This window comes from Nostoc sp. CCY 9925 (genome assembly GCF_963920935.1).
Lineage (GTDB): Bacteria > Cyanobacteriota > Cyanobacteriia > Cyanobacteriales > Nostocaceae > Nostoc.
The window spans coordinates 24,819-41,350 of sequence record NZ_CAWUDO010000076.1; the positions used below are offsets into that span (position 1 = coordinate 24,819).

16 protein-coding genes and 1 pseudogene are annotated in these 16,532 nt (G+C 39.8%); 7 read left to right on the forward strand and 10 right to left on the reverse strand.

What is annotated here, in order from left to right:
* Nucleotides 1-44: 44 nt before the first annotated feature.
* From ACM0OY_RS28855 to ACM0OY_RS28880, 6 genes are all read left to right on the forward strand, one after another.
* Complete coding sequence (locus tag ACM0OY_RS28855; protein WP_414572210.1) at nt 45-2,270, forward strand: hypothetical protein; 2,226 nt, start codon at nt 45-47, stop codon at nt 2,268-2,270.
* 322 nt (nt 2,271-2,592) lie between these two features.
* Nucleotides 2,593-2,814 (forward strand): photosystem II assembly protein Psb35, encoded by a 222-nt coding sequence (gene psb35, locus ACM0OY_RS28860; protein ID WP_414572211.1) that lies wholly within the window; start codon nt 2,593-2,595, stop codon nt 2,812-2,814.
* 163 nt (nt 2,815-2,977) lie between these two features.
* On the forward strand, nt 2,978-3,484 hold the full coding sequence (locus ACM0OY_RS28865; RefSeq protein WP_414572212.1) for a pentapeptide repeat-containing protein: 507 nt from the start codon (nt 2,978-2,980) through the stop codon (nt 3,482-3,484).
* A 590-nt stretch (nt 3,485-4,074) separates the two neighbouring features.
* A complete protein-coding gene (gene rocD / locus ACM0OY_RS28870) occupies nt 4,075-5,325 on the forward strand; it encodes an ornithine--oxo-acid transaminase (protein ID WP_414572213.1) in 1,251 nt (416 codons plus the stop codon).
* 250 nt (nt 5,326-5,575) lie between these two features.
* Nucleotides 5,576-6,619 (forward strand): 1,9-bis(guanidino)-5-aza-nonane synthase, encoded by a 1,044-nt coding sequence (locus ACM0OY_RS28875; protein WP_414572214.1) that lies wholly within the window; start codon nt 5,576-5,578, stop codon nt 6,617-6,619.
* A gap of 308 nt (nt 6,620-6,927) precedes the next feature.
* The gene (locus ACM0OY_RS28880; protein WP_414572215.1) at nt 6,928-7,146 is read left to right on the forward strand and encodes a chlorophyll a/b-binding protein; all 219 of its coding nucleotides are present in this window, start codon (nt 6,928-6,930) and stop codon (nt 7,144-7,146) included.
* A 235-nt stretch (nt 7,147-7,381) separates the two neighbouring features.
* Here the strand turns inward: ACM0OY_RS28880 and hypB are convergent, their stop codons facing one another.
* From hypB to cbiM, 7 genes are all read right to left on the reverse strand, one after another.
* Nucleotides 7,382-8,314, reverse strand: coding sequence for a hydrogenase nickel incorporation protein HypB (gene hypB, locus ACM0OY_RS28885; RefSeq protein WP_414572216.1), 933 nt, complete (start codon nt 8,312-8,314; stop codon nt 7,382-7,384).
* A 180-nt stretch (nt 8,315-8,494) separates the two neighbouring features.
* A complete protein-coding gene (locus tag ACM0OY_RS28890; protein WP_414572217.1) occupies nt 8,495-9,052 on the reverse strand; it encodes a formylmethanofuran dehydrogenase subunit E family protein in 558 nt (185 codons plus the stop codon).
* 122 nt (nt 9,053-9,174) lie between these two features.
* Entirely contained in the window at nt 9,175-9,483 is a 309-nt protein-coding gene (locus tag ACM0OY_RS28895; RefSeq protein WP_414572218.1) for a metal-sensitive transcriptional regulator, read from the reverse strand.
* 145 nt (nt 9,484-9,628) lie between these two features.
* Nucleotides 9,629-10,414: an energy-coupling factor ABC transporter ATP-binding protein gene (locus ACM0OY_RS28900; protein WP_414572219.1), complete on the reverse strand. Its 786-nt coding sequence runs from the start codon at nt 10,412-10,414 to the stop codon at nt 9,629-9,631.
* Between the two features lie 20 nt (nt 10,415-10,434).
* Complete coding sequence (cbiQ, locus tag ACM0OY_RS28905) at nt 10,435-11,214, reverse strand: cobalt ECF transporter T component CbiQ (protein WP_414572220.1); 780 nt, start codon at nt 11,212-11,214, stop codon at nt 10,435-10,437.
* 22 nt (nt 11,215-11,236) lie between these two features.
* Nucleotides 11,237-11,611, reverse strand: coding sequence for a PDGLE domain-containing protein (locus ACM0OY_RS28910; protein ID WP_414572221.1), 375 nt, complete (start codon nt 11,609-11,611; stop codon nt 11,237-11,239).
* Between the two features lie 31 nt (nt 11,612-11,642).
* Nucleotides 11,643-12,401 (reverse strand): cobalt transporter CbiM, encoded by a 759-nt coding sequence (gene cbiM / locus ACM0OY_RS28915; protein WP_414572222.1) that lies wholly within the window; start codon nt 12,399-12,401, stop codon nt 11,643-11,645.
* 673 nt (nt 12,402-13,074) lie between these two features.
* Between cbiM and ACM0OY_RS28920 the strand changes: the two genes are divergently transcribed.
* A complete protein-coding gene (locus ACM0OY_RS28920) occupies nt 13,075-13,614 on the forward strand; it encodes a DUF2267 domain-containing protein (protein ID WP_414572223.1) in 540 nt (179 codons plus the stop codon).
* Between the two features lie 287 nt (nt 13,615-13,901).
* Here ACM0OY_RS28920 and ACM0OY_RS28925 read toward each other — a convergent pair whose 3' ends face one another.
* The 3 genes and pseudogenes from ACM0OY_RS28925 to ACM0OY_RS28935 all read right to left on the reverse strand — a co-directional run bounded on the left by ACM0OY_RS28925 (nt 13,902) and on the right by ACM0OY_RS28935 (nt 16,493).
* Complete coding sequence (locus ACM0OY_RS28925) at nt 13,902-14,099, reverse strand: chlorophyll a/b-binding protein (protein ID WP_414572224.1); 198 nt, start codon at nt 14,097-14,099, stop codon at nt 13,902-13,904.
* A gap of 895 nt (nt 14,100-14,994) precedes the next feature.
* Nucleotides 14,995-15,236 (reverse strand): annotated as a pseudogene (locus ACM0OY_RS28930) (ISNCY family transposase); the annotation flags it as partial.
* A 480-nt stretch (nt 15,237-15,716) separates the two neighbouring features.
* Nucleotides 15,717-16,493, reverse strand: a complete 777-nt coding sequence (locus ACM0OY_RS28935; RefSeq protein ID WP_414572225.1) for a class I SAM-dependent methyltransferase — start codon at nt 16,491-16,493, stop codon at nt 15,717-15,719.
* Between the last annotated feature and the right edge of the window lie 39 nt (nt 16,494-16,532).

Sequence of the window (16,532 nt, forward strand, 5' to 3'; positions counted from 1 at the left end):
CAGCGAGACTACCTGATGCACAAAAATCATCAGGACAGTCACTCATGTACCAAGAAAATTTCGGGGGAGATTTTGAGAACAAGCCCCAATTAAGCCTTTCACAGCCTTCAAAAAAGAAAATCAAACCCCACCTGCCCGCAGAATCCGTGGGCAAACGCTACGTAGAGCGCTTTTGGCATCCATTTGGGGCGATAGTTGCCCCAAATCAAGCACAAGGTGTAAAACCAGCATGGCGCACTATCGATTATTACCTCCAACCTTCCCAACTGTGGAACCTGCACCAAGACAAGTCGAAACTAGTAGGTCTGCGCTTTAACGACACAACTCGTTACGCCACAATCGATTTAGACCTAGAAGGCGACTACCATAACATTGAATCCATAAATCGCATCAAAGCGGTGCTAGAGGACATCGGCATAGTCGATATCATCATTCTCCAGTCCAGCTTTAGTGGCGGCTATCACCTAATCCTAAGCTTCGCATCCCCCCTACCCACCTTTCCCCTAGCCTGCGCCCTAGAGATTACCTTAAGAAACGCAGGCTTTATCCTCCGCCAAGGACACCTAGAAATCTTCCCCAACACCAAACCATATAGTGCCAAACAAATAACTAACTACAAAGCCATCCGTTGCCCCATGCAACCGGGTAGTGGGTCATTTCTACTTAATGATGACCTACAACCAATTAGCGACTCAGTTTCTATCTTCCTCGATTATTGCGATCGCGCGGCAAGTCGGCAAGATTTAACCAAACTAAAACAGGTAGGGAACAAAGCCAAAAAACAAATTTCACGGGAGAGATATCGTAAGCAAGAGTCTGCTGATGCTGCCCAGTGGCGTGCCAACTGGGAAGAAATCATCACCACAGGCTGGACAGGAAAAGGACAAACAAACACCCTCCTACAAATCTTTGTAGGCTACGGAATCGTCTTTTTAGACTTAGAGAGTGATAAATTAGTCGAATTTTGCCTTACTACCGCAATTAACGCCCCCGGCTACAGCCAATATTGCCGACATCAACACGAAATCGAAGCTAGAGTGCGGCATTGGGTAGAATCCACAATTCGCAACAAATGGTACAGCGCCTACATTAGTTATCCCGAAAGGCTATTGGGTACATTTGCCAACACATTTGCAGAAGCCATAGCAGGCATTAGCAACATAGATAAACCCAAAGATAACGTAATTCCATTTGACCGTCGTAAGCAACAGAACTGGGAACGCAGCCAACAAGCTCAACGACGCATCCAGTTAGTGGTAAAGACAATAGAGTGGGATAGAGGGTTGCCAGTAGGGGCTACTGAACGGGGTAAAGCAATACGTGCTGAATACAAGCGCCGCTTTCACAAAACTATCTCACAAGAGACACTACAAAAGCACTTGCATTTGTGGCATCCCACGCGCTACATCTTAGATCCGTGGACGGAAAATAGCTTAAACCCTTATCAATCAAGTAATGACGGGCAATTTAATAGCGTTCAAAACTCATTTGCAAAACAGAGTGTTGAAAACCCTTACCAAAAGCAAAGTGACGGTCATTTTTACTATATGAAGGTTTTTTGTAACTGTTTACCTCCGGCTGCCGATGCCCCTACAGGGCAGTTGGCAGTAGCAAGTTTTGAAGAAGTTGCTAAGTCTGAAGGGGAATTGTTTTTACCACAGGTACAAGATGAATTTGAGGAAACTAATTTTAATTCTGAAGAATTGAATTTATTACAGCCAGAAGATTTGTCTTTAACCTCAACTGTCAAGAAATCTGATAATTCATTAGTTTCTTCAAATATTATACAACTGGATAAAAACGTTAATCAAAGTAATTCAGATAAGGATTTTAAATACCTCTCTACCCCCAGCGCGGCTGAAAATTACAATAACAAAAACTTATTAATCAATTCTGTCAGTATTCCACCTACTGCATCTACACCTGCAATTGTGCTGCCTGAAGCGTTACAAAAAGCCGAAGTTAGCGAGCAAAGTACATCTTCAGGCGATTCAGCAACAACTCTCGCTTTGTCAGAACTGAAGAATCTGACTAAGTTGCGACTCCAAGCAGCATCCCATGCCAAACGTGTAGCTAGAGAGTATTGCCTGATTGCGCGATGCTTGATTGGAGGTAAGGAACGCGAACGTTTGGAGCAGACTGCCAAAATGCAATTTTATCTCGATTCAAGTAACAAAACTCTAATTGCAGAAGCTAACGAGTGGGCGGCTGTCAATCCTGGATGCCTACCATTTTCGTTGGAGTTAGCGTTTCAAGAAGGTGAGACGTGATAGCTGGATTTTTCTGGTTGTTTATTTTTTTGCTGGCATAGGCGCTGAAATAATCTTTCACTTTTTCATCCCCCACCCCAGCATTGAGAGTTTGGGAATTCAATGCTAATCTGTATTTGATAGTTTGGATAGTAATGTAAAAAGATAATTTTTTATAGCTAGTTAAGAATATTTAACAAAAAAATATTACTCATAATTTTTTTACTCAAATATTTTGAATTAAGAAAGAAATTCCTTTTTAGTCATTACTAGTGAAGACTAACCAGCATTTCTTAATTTTATATCGCTAGAGTGGGCGTATTTACAGGATATGAAATTTTAAATGTTAATCCTGATCGAGATAGCAACTAATCCTACATATACAAGATATATCCAAATTTCTTTGCTGGCAATGATACTTGGCGGCTTTCTACTAGCTACAATTGTTGGTTCAATTGGCTGGTATATCTCTAAGCGCCCTGCTGGTTGGGAAAATGCAGAGACTCCAAACTGGATTGTACAACTTACTAAAAAGCTCAATAAACAGAAGTCATCGGATAATTAGAACTAAGATAGTTAGATGAAAATTTATTTGTGAAAATAATTAAATTAACCAGAATTAAAAACCTTACAAAACCGTCATCATAATTTATCTAAAATTGTTTAATTTCCGATGTCTTTGTTAGCATTCTGCTACCTAAAGAAAGTTAACAAAGGAGAATATAAGCATGGAAGCAGAAGAAGTATTGCAGAGGTATGCAGCAGGACAACGTAATTTCTGTGGGATAAACCTTCAAGGAATATACATGAGAGGGGTGAATTTGAGAGGAGTAAACCTTAGTTGGGCTGACTTAAGTAGGGCTTCTTTGATGGATGTTAATTTGAATGAAGCTGATCTGCGTGGAACTTGCTTCAAAGAATCTTTTCTGATATTAGCAAATCTAACTCAGGCAGATTTGAGTTATGCTAACTTCACATCAGCTTATCTAACTTTAGCTAATTTGAGTCAGACCAATCTAAATCAGACGAATTTCACTAAAGCTAACCTCACAAAAGCCAATTTGACCGGAGCAAGATATCTAATTTCAACCAACCTTCATCAGGTTATTATAACTGATGCGATTATGCCAGATGGAAAAGTACACAGCAAAATGAGTTTGTGGAAACAAACAGGTATTTGTCTAAAAAATTGGACAAAGAATGGATTTTATAATTGCTCTCATGTAAAACAGTGATATACTAAGTTATCCCTTTAACTTCTGTAGGCTATCTATCAGAAGTAAGGTAAAAACAAGAGTATAAATCCGGCACTTTGGTATAACTGTGAATGAGACAAAAGTCTCTAAGTTAGAATACCCAGCGCCTGTTTATCAACTTTTATTTTTTATCTGTGAATTGCGGATATAAATAAAAGTATTCTTAAAAAGATTGCACTTTACACCCTTGGTTGTTATGCCAGCAAAATTTTACATTCAGACAGAGTGGGCAACTGGTTTTCTTCACTAAAAGTAGGCAGAAGTCCTACACAAGTTGCGTATCTGGAAGAAAAGGGAATGGCTGGTCAATAATTATCGGCTATTTAGATATTTAGAAAAAATCCATCAGTATCAAAGTTGCGTATATCTTTGATATGCAGACCGAAGAAAAGTGAGTTGCAGTATTGCTCTCATTGTAAATAGCGCCCTGCAATTGGGAACTATAAAACGAAGAACTGAACGGGATTTTTTCAAATTATGCTCATACCTGTTGAATGTCTCATTCAATTGGTAGTCTTTCAGATATTTTCTAGTTTTATTTCAACCCCTCAAAGCTATCAGGAGTAAATATGCAAGCAACAAACGTAACTCTGGGAATTCCCAACCTCAACACTATGAATAGCCAGGATTATATTGAAATAGAACAACAATATGGTGCTGATAATTACCATCCTTTAGATGTAGTCATTACTAAAGGGCAAGGAGTGTGGATATGGGATATAGAAGGTAAAAAATACCTAGATTTTCTTTCAGCTTACTCAGCATTAAATCAAGGTCATTGTCATCCCAAAATCCTTGCAGCCATGATTGAGCAAGCCGAGAAAGTTACACTAACTTCCAGGGCTTTTCGCAATGACCAATTGGGAAGATTTTATGAGAAGCTTTCTGAGATTTCTGGTTTACCTAAAGTGCTACCCATGAATTCGGGAGCCGAAGCTGTGGAAACGGCTATCAAAGCCATTCGTAAATGGGCTTATAAAGTAAAAGGTGTACCAGAAAATCAAGCAGAAATTATTGTTTGTAGTAATAATTTTTCTGGACGCACTATTAGTTTAATCAGTTTTTCTACAGAAGAACAATATCAAGATGGATTTGGGCCTTTAACTACTGGGTTTAAAGTTATTCCTTTTGGTGATGCTGAAACATTAGAAAAATCAATTACTCCTAACACTGCTGCATTCTTGGTAGAACCAATTCAGGGTGAGGGAGGTATTATTGTTCCTCCTAATGGGTTTTTAAAGCAAGCAGAACAAATCTGTCGCCATCATAATGTATTACTGGTTTTTGATGAAATTCAAACTGGTTTAGGAAGAACAGGTAAAATGTTTGCCCATCAATATGAGAATGTTAAGCCAGATGGCATAACTGTAGGTAAAGCTTTATCTGGTGGATTTTATCCCATTTCTGCGTTTATTTCGACAGAGGAAGTGATGGGTGTATTTCAACCTGGAGATCATGGTAGTACCTTTGGCGGAAATCCCTTAGCTGCTGCTATTGGAATTGCCGCACTTGATGTAATTCTAGAAGAAGAGTTGTCAGAAAAAGCCTTACAACTAGGAGAGTATTTCATCACGAAATTACAATCAATTGAGAGTTCATATATCAAGGAAGTGCGTGGCAAAGGTTTATTAATTGGGATGGAATTGCACCCCGAAGCTGGTGGTGCTAGACGTTTTTGTAAAGCCTTAGCTAAAGAGGGATTATTAGCTAAAGAAACTAGAGAGAATGTCATTCGTTTTGCTCCACCCTTGGTTATTTCCCAAGATGAAATAGATTGGGCGTTGGAAAGAATTGAGCGAGTTTTGACAACCACTTGTTAGTTTGGCGTAAATTGAGTATGATGGGTGACTTGTAGTGTTTGAGAAGTCATTAGTAGCAAAATTGAACAATCGTCTCACCCAACTCATGAGTATCTGGAAATTGCACGTCAAGTTAAATAAAAGACGGCAATCTGATCCTGGTTTGTCCTGGTACGACCACTGCGAAGCGCCTAGTACGTTGGCAAGACTTGCCTTCTAGTCGCTATGCAGACCGTATGATTTTTATTTTCAATAAAAAGGACAATCTACCATGAATCGTGAAGAACTTTTGCAACAGACTGTGCAACCAATTGACATTAAAGCTTTCGATGTTGTTGGCTTAGTGGAAGCTATGGGTAAGACAGCTTTCCAAGGTCGAAATTTAGGACGGGCAGCAAAAATTTATGACGCAATGCTGCAAGATAAAGAATGTACGATTATTCTGTGTTTAGCTGGGTCTTTGTTTAGTGCTGGACTCAAGGGAATAGTCCACGACTTAATTACTCACAATATGGTAGATGCGATCGTGTCTACTGGCGCTAACATTGTTGACCAAGATTTCTTTGAAGCGTTAGGTTATCGTCATTATGTTGGCGACCCCTTTGCTGATGATGAGATACTGCGTCAGCAACGAATAGACCGCATATATGACACCTACATTGATGAAGATCAACTGCGGGTGTGTGACATGACGATCGCCGAAATCGCCGAGAATTTAGAGAAGCGTCCCTATTCTTCACGGGAATTTATTGAGCAGATGGCGGCTTATTTAGAACGTCGGGGTAATTATGGTCAATCTGTAGTGCAAGCTGCTTATCAACACCAAGTACCAATTTTTGTCCCTGCTTTTAGTGACTGTTCGGCTGGCTTTGGCTTAGTGCATCACCAATGGAATTCCCCAGAATCTCATTTAACGATTGACTCGGTGCGAGACTTCCGGGAGTTGACGCAGTGCAAACTGGCTTCCAATTACACTGGTTTGGTGATGATTGGTGGTGGTGTACCGAAAAACTTCGCCCAGGATACGGTGGTAGCTGCGGAAATGCTGGGGTTTGAGACGAGTATGCACAAGTATACAATTCAAGTCACGGTCGCCGATGAACGGGATGGTGCTTTATCTGGTTCTACTCTCAAAGAAGCGCATTCTTGGGGGAAGGTGGATAAAGCTACTGAACAGATGGTGTTTTCTGAGGCGACTGTGGCGTTCCCGTTAATTGCGGGGTATGCGTATCATAAGGGGAACTGGCGCGATCGCCAACCACATCATTTAGCTGAGTTATTCACTAAACCTCAACCCAAGGTAGTGACTGTGTAGAAATTTTCAGGGGGTAAATTTACCCCCTTCTCACATGACAAACAGCAATCTCAAAATATTACTCATAGCGTGCTTTGCTCTCCTTCATCTTTGCAGCAAGGTGAAGTTCTTATTTATCTCTTGTGTTATCTAACACAACTAAGTGTTCAACTTTTGGCAGAAATTGTTTGTTTCTTTGGCGTAAATTCTTTGGTTTTTTTTGTGTAACTTTTTGTATCGTTGGGAAGACGAGGATTCTGTAAAGTTTTTTTAAGATGGGAGACAAGATAGATAAAGTACAAACACTCTTCTCAAAAAGGCAAGGAATCATGCAAGAAATAAAAGAAGCAAAAGGAAGTCAGGATTTACTCCCAGAAATTAAAGAGCCTTACTATTACGCCGGTACACGTTGGAGATGGGGCTTTCAACCAAGTGCAGAGATTTGGAACGGACGCTTGGCTATGATTGGCTTCTTTGCAACCGCACTGTTTGAAATATTTGATAAAAGTGGGCTTCTTGGAGGACTGTTCTGGGGATTTTTCTCATAAAAAATAATGTTGTTCTTTAGTAGAGTATTGTAGAGCAACAAAAATCTTCATCTTTGTGAGAATTGGGTTTAGACAAGTATGCAGGATAATGTGCTCCATTCAAGATAGTTAATATCATGAATGGAGCGTAATAATTTTGGTCATGTGTCCTCATCTGGATATTCCTGCGCACTGTTTTGACACTAGATTGTAAGTTGATTAAATGGATTGTCCAGATTGAAAATTTGAACTCACTTTAGGGATATACCTGTGAACTATTCCTAACCCTTTCTGATAACCACTTATACCAACTCTCTAACCCAGTTCCAGTCATTGCTGAAACTTGAAAAACCTGAATTTGAGGATTAACCTGCTGGGCGTATTCTATGCAACGTTGAACGTCAAACTGCACATAAGGAAGCAAATCAATTTTGGTGAGAATCATCATCTCACTGGCGCGGAATATATGAGGGTATTTTATCGGCTTATCTTCTCCCTCAGTGACAGACAGAATTACCACTTTGAGGTGTTCTCCCAAATCAAATAGGGCGGGACAAACAAGATTGCCCACATTCTCAATCATTACGACTGAGTTCAAAGGTGGATTTAATTGTTGCAAACCCTGTTCTACCATTACTGCATCTAAATGACAGCCTGTACCTGTGTTAATTTGTACTACTTTACAGCCTGTATCTTGAATTTTCTTAGCATCATTAATCGTTTCTTGGTCTCCTTCAATAACGCTGAGAGGCAACTGATGCTTTAAATCATTAATAGTGCGAGTTAATAGTGTTGTTTTTCCTGAACCAGGAGAACTCATTAAATTTAAAGCAACGATATTACGACCTTTAAACCATCCCCGATTTTGGGCTGCTATTAAATTATTTTTTGCTAAGATATCTTGTTCTAAAGATATAGTTGTACTATGTACTTGAGCATGAATCTGAGATGCTTCGGAGATAGAATCATGACTGTGAGAATGGGTGACTACAGTGCCATCTGGTAAAGTGTGAGTGTGAACATGATGAGAATCATGATTGTGAGAATGGGCGATCGCTGTATCTTTAGGTGAAGTATGAGTGTGGTGATGATGATGCTCATTTTGGGAGCTAATTACTGCTACTTCAGTTGTTTCAATAGTGATGATTTTAACTTCAGCATCGTCAGAACAACCGCAGGTTACACACATAATTTTTATCTTCAAATTTCATGCCTTCAAAAAGCGTATCAATTGTCTCATGAGAAAAAAGTTTATTAAATACAGATGTAGATGTTCAATCTCATCAGATAATATTTATTTCTATTATTTTAAAGGTAGCTACCTCTAAAGAGAGAGAGACAAACTTAACTCAAGTTAACTTTACTGACATCAAAAAATATCTAATTTTGACAAATTTTTAGGTGCTTTATAACTTTTTTTATTGTTACTAAAAACACGAAATAAAGAATCACTAGACGTATCCATTACTGCATCGTAGCGCTGGCGTTCGTTTAGATCCTGATTCCACTTATCAAGTAGAGAACGAGCGGCAGCAGGTATTACATAACGAAGTAATTCTCCTGTTTTTTTATTCTTAATTACAACAACCCCAAAGTTACTTGAGTCGCTTTTAGAGGGTATAACCCGTAGAGAGTTTTGTCCTGGTGTGGCAACTGTAGCAATCATAATGCCATCAACAACGCAAGGACATGGTGCATTAGCACCATCAAAATAAGTAACATCCAATTCGCGTGGTTTGGCATCAAGACGCTTCATTGCATCTAATCCTATACGGATTCCTAGAGCAATGTAACTACCAAAACCTCCATGTATGCGCTTTCCTAGAGTGACCCATTCTTCTGGAGTTTCCGCTTTGACTGGTACAGACGGAACTAAAAAACACAAACAAATTAGTAAGCATATAAATCGCTCAAGTTTGTTAGACATCACTATATTTTGCCAAGATAGTTATTATAAAATCGGAATTAAGTTGAATAAACAATATCTAAAGTTTTAATCAATTTGATAGCAGTAACTAACGAGTAATACACTGTGTAGCAAAGCTAAATCTAAGTTAAAAAGCGATCTAACACCGTCTTTAATGCTTCAATCTCAGTTTTAATATCTCCCTCTTGGGCAGTTCGAGCAACGGATTCCTTGAGATATTCATTCAAAATAATTCTACCAACCTGCTGAATTGCCCCTCGCACAGCAGCTATTTGAACTAATACATCTGGACAAGGACGACTTGTTTCAACCATATTCTTTACACCTCGAACATGTCCTTCAATACGGGACAATCGCTTCACCAAATCCTGTAGAGATGCTTCACTGTAGCTATGCTTTATATTGGATAAGTTTTCTTGATGAGAATCCATGTGGCTATTTTTGGTAAATTTTTATGGGTTTAAAATTGCTCAGTGACACTTTACTAATAGTTTTCAATCTAAATTACTGCTAAAAATCTTCTTAGTAGCAAATATCTGTTTGAGTAACAATTTAATGTGATTGACTCAAACGAATTTACACTCTGCGAGATGGGCTGATAGGTGCATGTTCCAGCTGACAGTAAGGGCGACTATAGCTTAGTGGTGACTCTAAAGCGTGCCCAAGCAAAAACTCTGGGTTGCTCATTACCTGCTCAGTTTTGCCATCATATACGACCTGACCTTGACTCAGAACAACTGTGCGATCGCATAAATCCAAAGCTAAATCTAAATCGTGGGTTGCAATCAGTTGCGTCAGAGGTAAGCTTTGCAGTAGCTCGATGAATTGACGGCGAGAACGGGGATCTAACTGAGCAGAGGGTTCATCAAATACTAATATCTGTGGGTTCATTGCTAAAACTCCAGCGATCGCAATCCGTTTCTTTTCACCTCCAGATAAATTACCTGTATAGCGTTGCCCATACCATTGGGGATCGATATCAACTGCTGCCATTGCATGAAGAACTCGCTGTTGTAATTCTTCACCTTGTACACCCATATTCATCGGGCCAAAAGCAACATCTTCCCAAACTGTTGTCATGAACAACTGATTATCAGGATTCTGGAACACCAAGCCGACAAAATTCCGAATGTTTCGCAAATTTTCAACAGTTATAGCCCACTCTCCAATCGTCACTTGTCCCGACTGAGGCATGATAATTCCATTGAGATGTAACAGTAACGTAGATTTTCCCGAACCATTGGCTCCGATTAATGCTACTCGCTGGGTTGCTTTGATAGACAAATTAATTTCTCTCAAAGCTTGAGTTCCATCAGGATATATATAGCTAAGATTTTGAATTGATATTGGATTATGGTGCATTGAGAGAATCTGAACAAGAGTTATTTCCGCCAGTAAATAGCCTGACCTAGCAGCGCCAAAATTATAGTTAAACTCAAAGCCACAATGTCAGATCGTCCTCCTGACGAAACTTTTTCCATCATCGGTGGTACTCCTTGATAACCTCGTGACAGCATCGCCTGATAAACCAGATTACCTCGGTCATAAGTGCGGATAAACAGCGCTCCAATCATGTTGCCAACAATTAACCGGATCGAGCGATTGCTGTTCATTAGGTTTCGGGACTCGGCTGCTCGACGCATAGCGTTAAACTCGCCAATCAACACGCTGATGTAGCGATACATAGATGCCAAAATTGCTACTAGTAGTGGTGGAGTTCTCAATTCAAGCAGGGCATGAAGCAGCGCCGTTACCGAAGTTGTTAAAGTTAGTAAATTTAGTATCAACAGTGATAGCAATGCCTTAAGCGTTACACTACCTAAGACAGTTAGCCCCACTGTTGTAATCTGTAATGGCCCCCAAGACCATAACACCTCGCCCCCACCCCGGAATAAAGTACCCAGGAGAACGACACCAATAAATGTGAACTCAACTGCCAACCGTTTCAGTAGTACTAATAGGGTGACTTGACTCAGCAATAGCAGGCTGACTAGAGCCAATCCATAAATAGCCCAAGTCCACCAATGTCCATCTGGCGTTAGGACATTGGCAAACACGAATAACAATGTACACAGTATTCGGGTACGGGGAGCGAGTTTGTGCCAGGGAGTAACCTGCTTGCTATCGATATCCAGCACAAATGCCCCAACGTGTAGCAGCATTCTGTTAAGTTCCTATCTATATTTAATCTGGGGCATCTGAGTCTGAATAGCCATCATGTTCTGTGGAAGGTGAAGTTGAACCACGCACAACTAATTTGCCAATGCCCCAAGCTAAACCGAAAGTTGCTAATGTTCCGATTAGACCAGCTAAAGGAGTGGCGATCTCGGATGGTACACCTCTGAGGGCATACTCATCAAAAATGCTGTAAAAGGGTAATTTCTGAGCGGGTTTCTCTTCAAGTTCTTTGCTGTCAAACTTCAGGTCTTTTGAGACTCTATCTAGCCCATCGGGATTTTTGCTAGCCAATGGCGAAAGGAAAATTGCAATCAGCAGAGCAATGCCTAAGCCAGCGATGACAAAGGCACGGTTGCGCGAATGCGATAGGTTGCTACTCATAAGCATTCAGTCCTGATTTCATAAATACCTTTTAATACCGGGAGAGGGGACGAGAGATAGGTGATTTTGATTTTGTCTGACGGGGCGGATCGTAAAATAAATCAGGTCGAGTCCGCCAAATAAAACTGAGTGCTACCACAGTAATCAGCGCCTCACCAATGCCAATTAAGATGTGCCAAGAAGCCATAGCTGTTAAAGCCACCGCTAGAGGAATCGTTCCCGATAAAGCAAGTTCCAAAGCACACACAATTGAGGCTACCACTACGCTTGTCCAGGCTGCGATCGCTGCGCCAATTACCACTCCTCGCAAGGTATCGCGCCCAGTAGCAAATCTAACTGTTCGATAGAGATAGTAACCACCAAACGTACCGATCAATCCCATGTTAAAGATGTTGGCCCCTAATACCGTCAGTCCTCCATCTTGAAACAGAACACCCTGAACGATGAACACTGTTACCATCACTAGTGACCCAGCCCACGGTCCTAATAAAGCTCCTGCAAGCGTTCCGCCTAAAAGGTGTCCAGAAGTGCCTCCAGGAATTGGAAAATTAATCATTTGTGCTGCAAAGATAAATGCTGCACAAACTCCCATTAAAGGTACAGCTCGTTCTTGGTATTCTGCTTGCGATCGCCTAATAGCGACTGCAATTAGGCCAATGGCGATTATCCAGGTGATCGCGATAACGGGTAAGTTCAGGAAGCCATCTGGAATGTGCATAGCTAAATGCGGCTGTATTACCCAGTACAGCCAGCCGAAGGACGAAATACCTGTGAACGCTACCGTGTTCATATTTAAGAAGTGTCCTTTGCAGCCAAATTATTTGAGGGTCTAGCTTCTCAGTAGACCATGTATTCTCTAAAAACTTCAATCCGGTAGGGGGGGATAAAAAGTGCAAATCGATAGTGTTATGCTGCTTTTTGTAACCGTACACTGGTGAAAATACTTCTCTTTTCCTATCGCAGTTCGCGCAGCATCTGCGGGCTAACTGTTGGGCGACTTTGCAAGTCAATAAGAAAGCTATTGGCTGAGGCGTGACTCCAAGTCGTTAAGACTCTTGACTTTTCCCGTTAAGTCATGAAACAACCCAATAGCAAGAGTTTCACACTATATTTTATTCTCGAAAACTTAATTTTAATGAGAATGAATTATGAGAAAATAGGGCTTTGAGTTAGGGGTATAGTAAGCGTAGGCGTAGCCCGTCGTAGACAACATCGCTACATGCTTTCAGTGTTGGCTGCGGCTCTCTCAAACTCAGACCCTCTGGCATAATCGCCCTGCCATTAGGGTTTGAGACGCGCTAACCCTGATATTGGACTGAACCACATCTTGATTAATTTGCTAAATCTATTACTTTTGAATAGATGGCATCTCGGACTTTTGGACGATCCCAAGTATTTTTGGATTGTGCGACCTTACATAAGTAAGCATAAAGACTCAATGTTAAGGAGTATAGGGAAAAACAATGCCCGATCAAACATTTAGAACAAATATTCCAGAAGTTGACCCAACGGAGATTGAAGATTCTCGAACTGCGATTGCCGATGAACATCACTCGTTCTTGGAAAAAGTCATGGTCAAAGCCGGATTTGCAGATTTGTATGATGCAAGAGACTTTACCGAAGTGGTGTTCCGCGTTATGCGCGACTTAATGACGACCGAAGCCAGCGATCGCGTAGAGGCAGAATTGCATACAGAGGCTGTACCTACTGATGAGAAAGCACTCCAGTTCGAGGTAGCCGATCTTTGGAAAGATACCAATCCGATAGTAGGATTTTTGAGCCGGGTTCGCCCACCTTGGCAAGGCCCTGGCATCTTCAAGATAGATTCAGATCGCTTTTTGTTCCGAGTTGCTAATGAAGGCGGTAAGCCAGGAACAGTTGACCGAGAACAGGCAGTGAAAGCGGTATTTTCTGCCACTAAAGACAAGCTTTCTAAAGAACGGATAGAGGAAATTGCTAGTTGGCTACCCGATCATGTGCGTGAACTCTGGGAGCAAGCTTAATTAAAAACCAGAAAATAAGTTAAGTCTGTTTGCGAGTGATTATCACAAACAGACTTCTACACAATTGAAATTGCTAAATTATAACCATTAATTTATAGTCAGATGAAAAAATTAAAAGGCTGCTTTTGCTCTAATATCTTTAACTAGTCAGTAGATAATCCTTGATTTTTTTCAACTATGTTTGTTCAACTATTCTTGAGATTTTGAAATAATAAACTAAAAATTAACAGTCGCCCTAGAAGGGCGATACTTATTCTTACTTAACTGCGATCGATTTTGAGCAATAATTAATTGTTGGAAACAAGATGAAGCACATCTCGCAAGACACTGTAGCCTTTAAGATCCCAAATTAAATAAGCAATAAAACCGATCATAGCTAAACGACCGTTCCAAAGTTCGGTTTGAGGAGTAATACCAATATCCCCCGCATTACGGTCTTTGCCATTGTATGCAGTTTCAGTTGCGTCACTAGGATAAAGTCCCATTGTTAATTTCCTTTAATAATCTGTTTATATGCTTTATGTTACTTAACTTTATTATGGCTTGCTATCTGTCTATAGTTTTAAAGCAGAAATAACTCTAAAGAATGAGGTTTTAAGATAATTTTAAGGCTTTATATTTACTTAAATCAGTCTATTAACTAATCAATAAAGTTTACTGTATTACAGATAAAAAAATGAATATGTAATCCCTCTTAAGAATTAATTAGTTAATATAATAATTATTTATTGTGATGGGTATACATATAAAAAATTAGCTATTGTTCTAAATTAAAGTAAGGTAATCATCGAAACTTAATTTAATTAATTTTGATTGTACTAATCCTGACTTTTCACAGCCAATCCTCAATCAAATAACGTCACTTTTTCCACAAGCTTATTTGCAATAGCTAGGAGTGAATGTGGAAAGCTAACAAAAAAATACAAGTTTTCTAAAAACTAAAAATGACCTTTTCCACATACCGTGAAAAGTCAGGTACTAATGATTGATTTTTAAAACTAAAAATGATAATTTAAATATGTTTATTAATTTTGAGTTAAAAGATCACTCTGCTTAAATATGAGTGATCTTTTTCTTCTAAATAATTTTCTATAATCACTTTATACAAACTTACAACTCCTGTCTTCTAACCCTGGAAAAATGGGCGAACCAAGAGTAATTCAGCAATTCTCATTATGAGAATAGTTATCAAGACTTGAGATTAAAATTAACAGATGGAAGCTGGGATCTGTTGAAAATACTTCTAAATGCTGAATTGAAGGTATGTCTGGCTATTTAAAACAGATTGTTAGAGACAACGATCTACCAAGTAATACATGGGATCAGGTAGAATATCCATGTATTACACGGAATTGTGAGTATTCTCAAAAAATGATGTTTTCAGCTTGTGTTGGGATGAAACTCTAATTCCAAACCGTGGATCATAAAGTCAAGTAGATTTTCCCAGCTACCAAAGTAAAGATAACGGGTTAAAGCTCGTAAGTCATCAAAAAAAGTTTTGCGCGTTGGTAAATGCTGGCGAATAAAATAAATTGGTATTTTTCCGAAGTGAGGTCAAGTAGAGTATGAAACAGAAACGCCAGAATATTAAAGGTAGCTAATAGGGAAGATAAATTGTTTTGGCTCTTGCGTTGGTTTTATGGTACGGCATTAAAATAGCCGTTTTATAGAAAGGCTCAAAAATTTAAAATCCAGTCATAGCAAGGAACATAGGCTTTGATTAGATTTTATTTATTATTCGACTCCATAAGGCCATAGCATGTGAAAGATCGCCGTCAGTGCAAACTGCATCCGCGATAGGGCAACGGTGTCTGATAGAAAATCCATGAACTAACCTCTGAATTCGTTTAAATCTTGACTTGTACAGCATCTTTGGGTCATAGCCATCTGTGAGAGTTTAAGAAAAAGTACATTTTGTCAATCAGCTAAAATACTCAAAAAGTTTTAAATAAAAATGATAATCGTAGCAGAGGTGGGGGGAGGAGGCACTTTGCTGCAAAAGAGAATCAAGATTTAGGAGTAGTCAAAGCTCTGCAAAAACCAGTCCTCAAGCTGAATCTATCCCGTTTTTTTGCACCATCGCAGACATTTGTGCAATTCTCTTAACCTCTCACGGGGGAAGTGCGGGCAACATGAACAGCAGAAAGAAACGAGAGTTGTACGCTATCTCCAAATTTTTCTAGCTTCTGGCGCAATTCTGCAAATAGTAACTCTTTGGCTTGTGGCTCTACTCTCCGTAAGGTACTCAAAAGCTTGAGGTAGTCATCAATGCTATAGGTGACTTCACACGCAGTTTGCTCGACAACCAACTCTTGAAAACAATTGGAGTCTAAAATCTCTTGTTCAAACCCCCTCAAAATCTCTGCTTGAATCTGGGCACCTTCATATCGAACAAGGGAGGGCGCATAAGCTTGATACACTTCCTCTAGAACTTGGTAAACTTCGTATTTCGGTTCTGGGGTCAGATTCCATAGCAAAATAAGAAAACCGTTATCGCACATTGCCAATGCTGTCTTGGTATATCTAATCTCTGGCGGTATCCAATGAAAGGCATTGGCAGATAGAACGGCATTGAACTGTTTTGCTTCTAGTTCCCACTCCTCAAATGAAGTATTGCAAATTGTAACTTTTGGATAGCGATCGCAGTTGTGTTGTGCCAAATGATAAAAATCCTGGTTTGGCTCAATACACGTCATTGAAAAACCAAATTGAGCAAAAGCCACCGTCGCATTTCCTGGGCCACAACCAACCTCAAGAATCGATGCATCTGAGTCAAGTTGGGCTAAAGCCACAGACCGGTCAATTAGTTCCTTTGGATAGTGCGGTCTTGCATTGTAATAAACATCAGCAACGGGAGAATACCAACGCAAATTTCTCACAAACAATAAAAAATCAATTCACATCGCTTGATGTAAGAC

Coding starts and splice junctions, on each gene's coding strand:
- hypB (WP_414572216.1), bottom strand. CDS start 8,314: ATGTGTGTAACCTGCGGTTGTTCTGACGATGCTGAAGTTAAAATCATC.
- cbiQ (WP_414572220.1), bottom strand. CDS start 11,214: ATGCTGCTACACGTTGGGGCATTTGTGCTGGATATCGATAGCAAGCAG.
- cbiM (WP_414572222.1), bottom strand. CDS start 12,401: ATGAACACGGTAGCGTTCACAGGTATTTCGTCCTTCGGCTGGCTGTAC.
- ACM0OY_RS28910 (WP_414572221.1), bottom strand. CDS start 11,611: ATGAGTAGCAACCTATCGCATTCGCGCAACCGTGCCTTTGTCATCGCT.
- ACM0OY_RS28875 (WP_414572214.1), top strand. CDS start 5,576: ATGAATCGTGAAGAACTTTTGCAACAGACTGTGCAACCAATTGACATT.
- rocD (WP_414572213.1), top strand. CDS start 4,075: ATGCAAGCAACAAACGTAACTCTGGGAATTCCCAACCTCAACACTATG.
- ACM0OY_RS28925 (WP_414572224.1), bottom strand. CDS start 14,099: ATGGGACTTTATCCTAGTGACGCAACTGAAACTGCATACAATGGCAAA.
- ACM0OY_RS28900 (WP_414572219.1), bottom strand. CDS start 10,414: ATGCACCATAATCCAATATCAATTCAAAATCTTAGCTATATATATCCT.
- ACM0OY_RS28855 (WP_414572210.1), top strand. CDS start 45: ATGTACCAAGAAAATTTCGGGGGAGATTTTGAGAACAAGCCCCAATTA.
- ACM0OY_RS28865 (WP_414572212.1), top strand. CDS start 2,978: ATGGAAGCAGAAGAAGTATTGCAGAGGTATGCAGCAGGACAACGTAAT.
- psb35 (WP_414572211.1), top strand. CDS start 2,593: ATGTTAATCCTGATCGAGATAGCAACTAATCCTACATATACAAGATAT.
- ACM0OY_RS28890 (WP_414572217.1), bottom strand. CDS start 9,052: ATGTCTAACAAACTTGAGCGATTTATATGCTTACTAATTTGTTTGTGT.
- ACM0OY_RS28880 (WP_414572215.1), top strand. CDS start 6,928: ATGCAAGAAATAAAAGAAGCAAAAGGAAGTCAGGATTTACTCCCAGAA.
- ACM0OY_RS28895 (WP_414572218.1), bottom strand. CDS start 9,483: ATGGATTCTCATCAAGAAAACTTATCCAATATAAAGCATAGCTACAGT.
- ACM0OY_RS28920 (WP_414572223.1), top strand. CDS start 13,075: ATGCCCGATCAAACATTTAGAACAAATATTCCAGAAGTTGACCCAACG.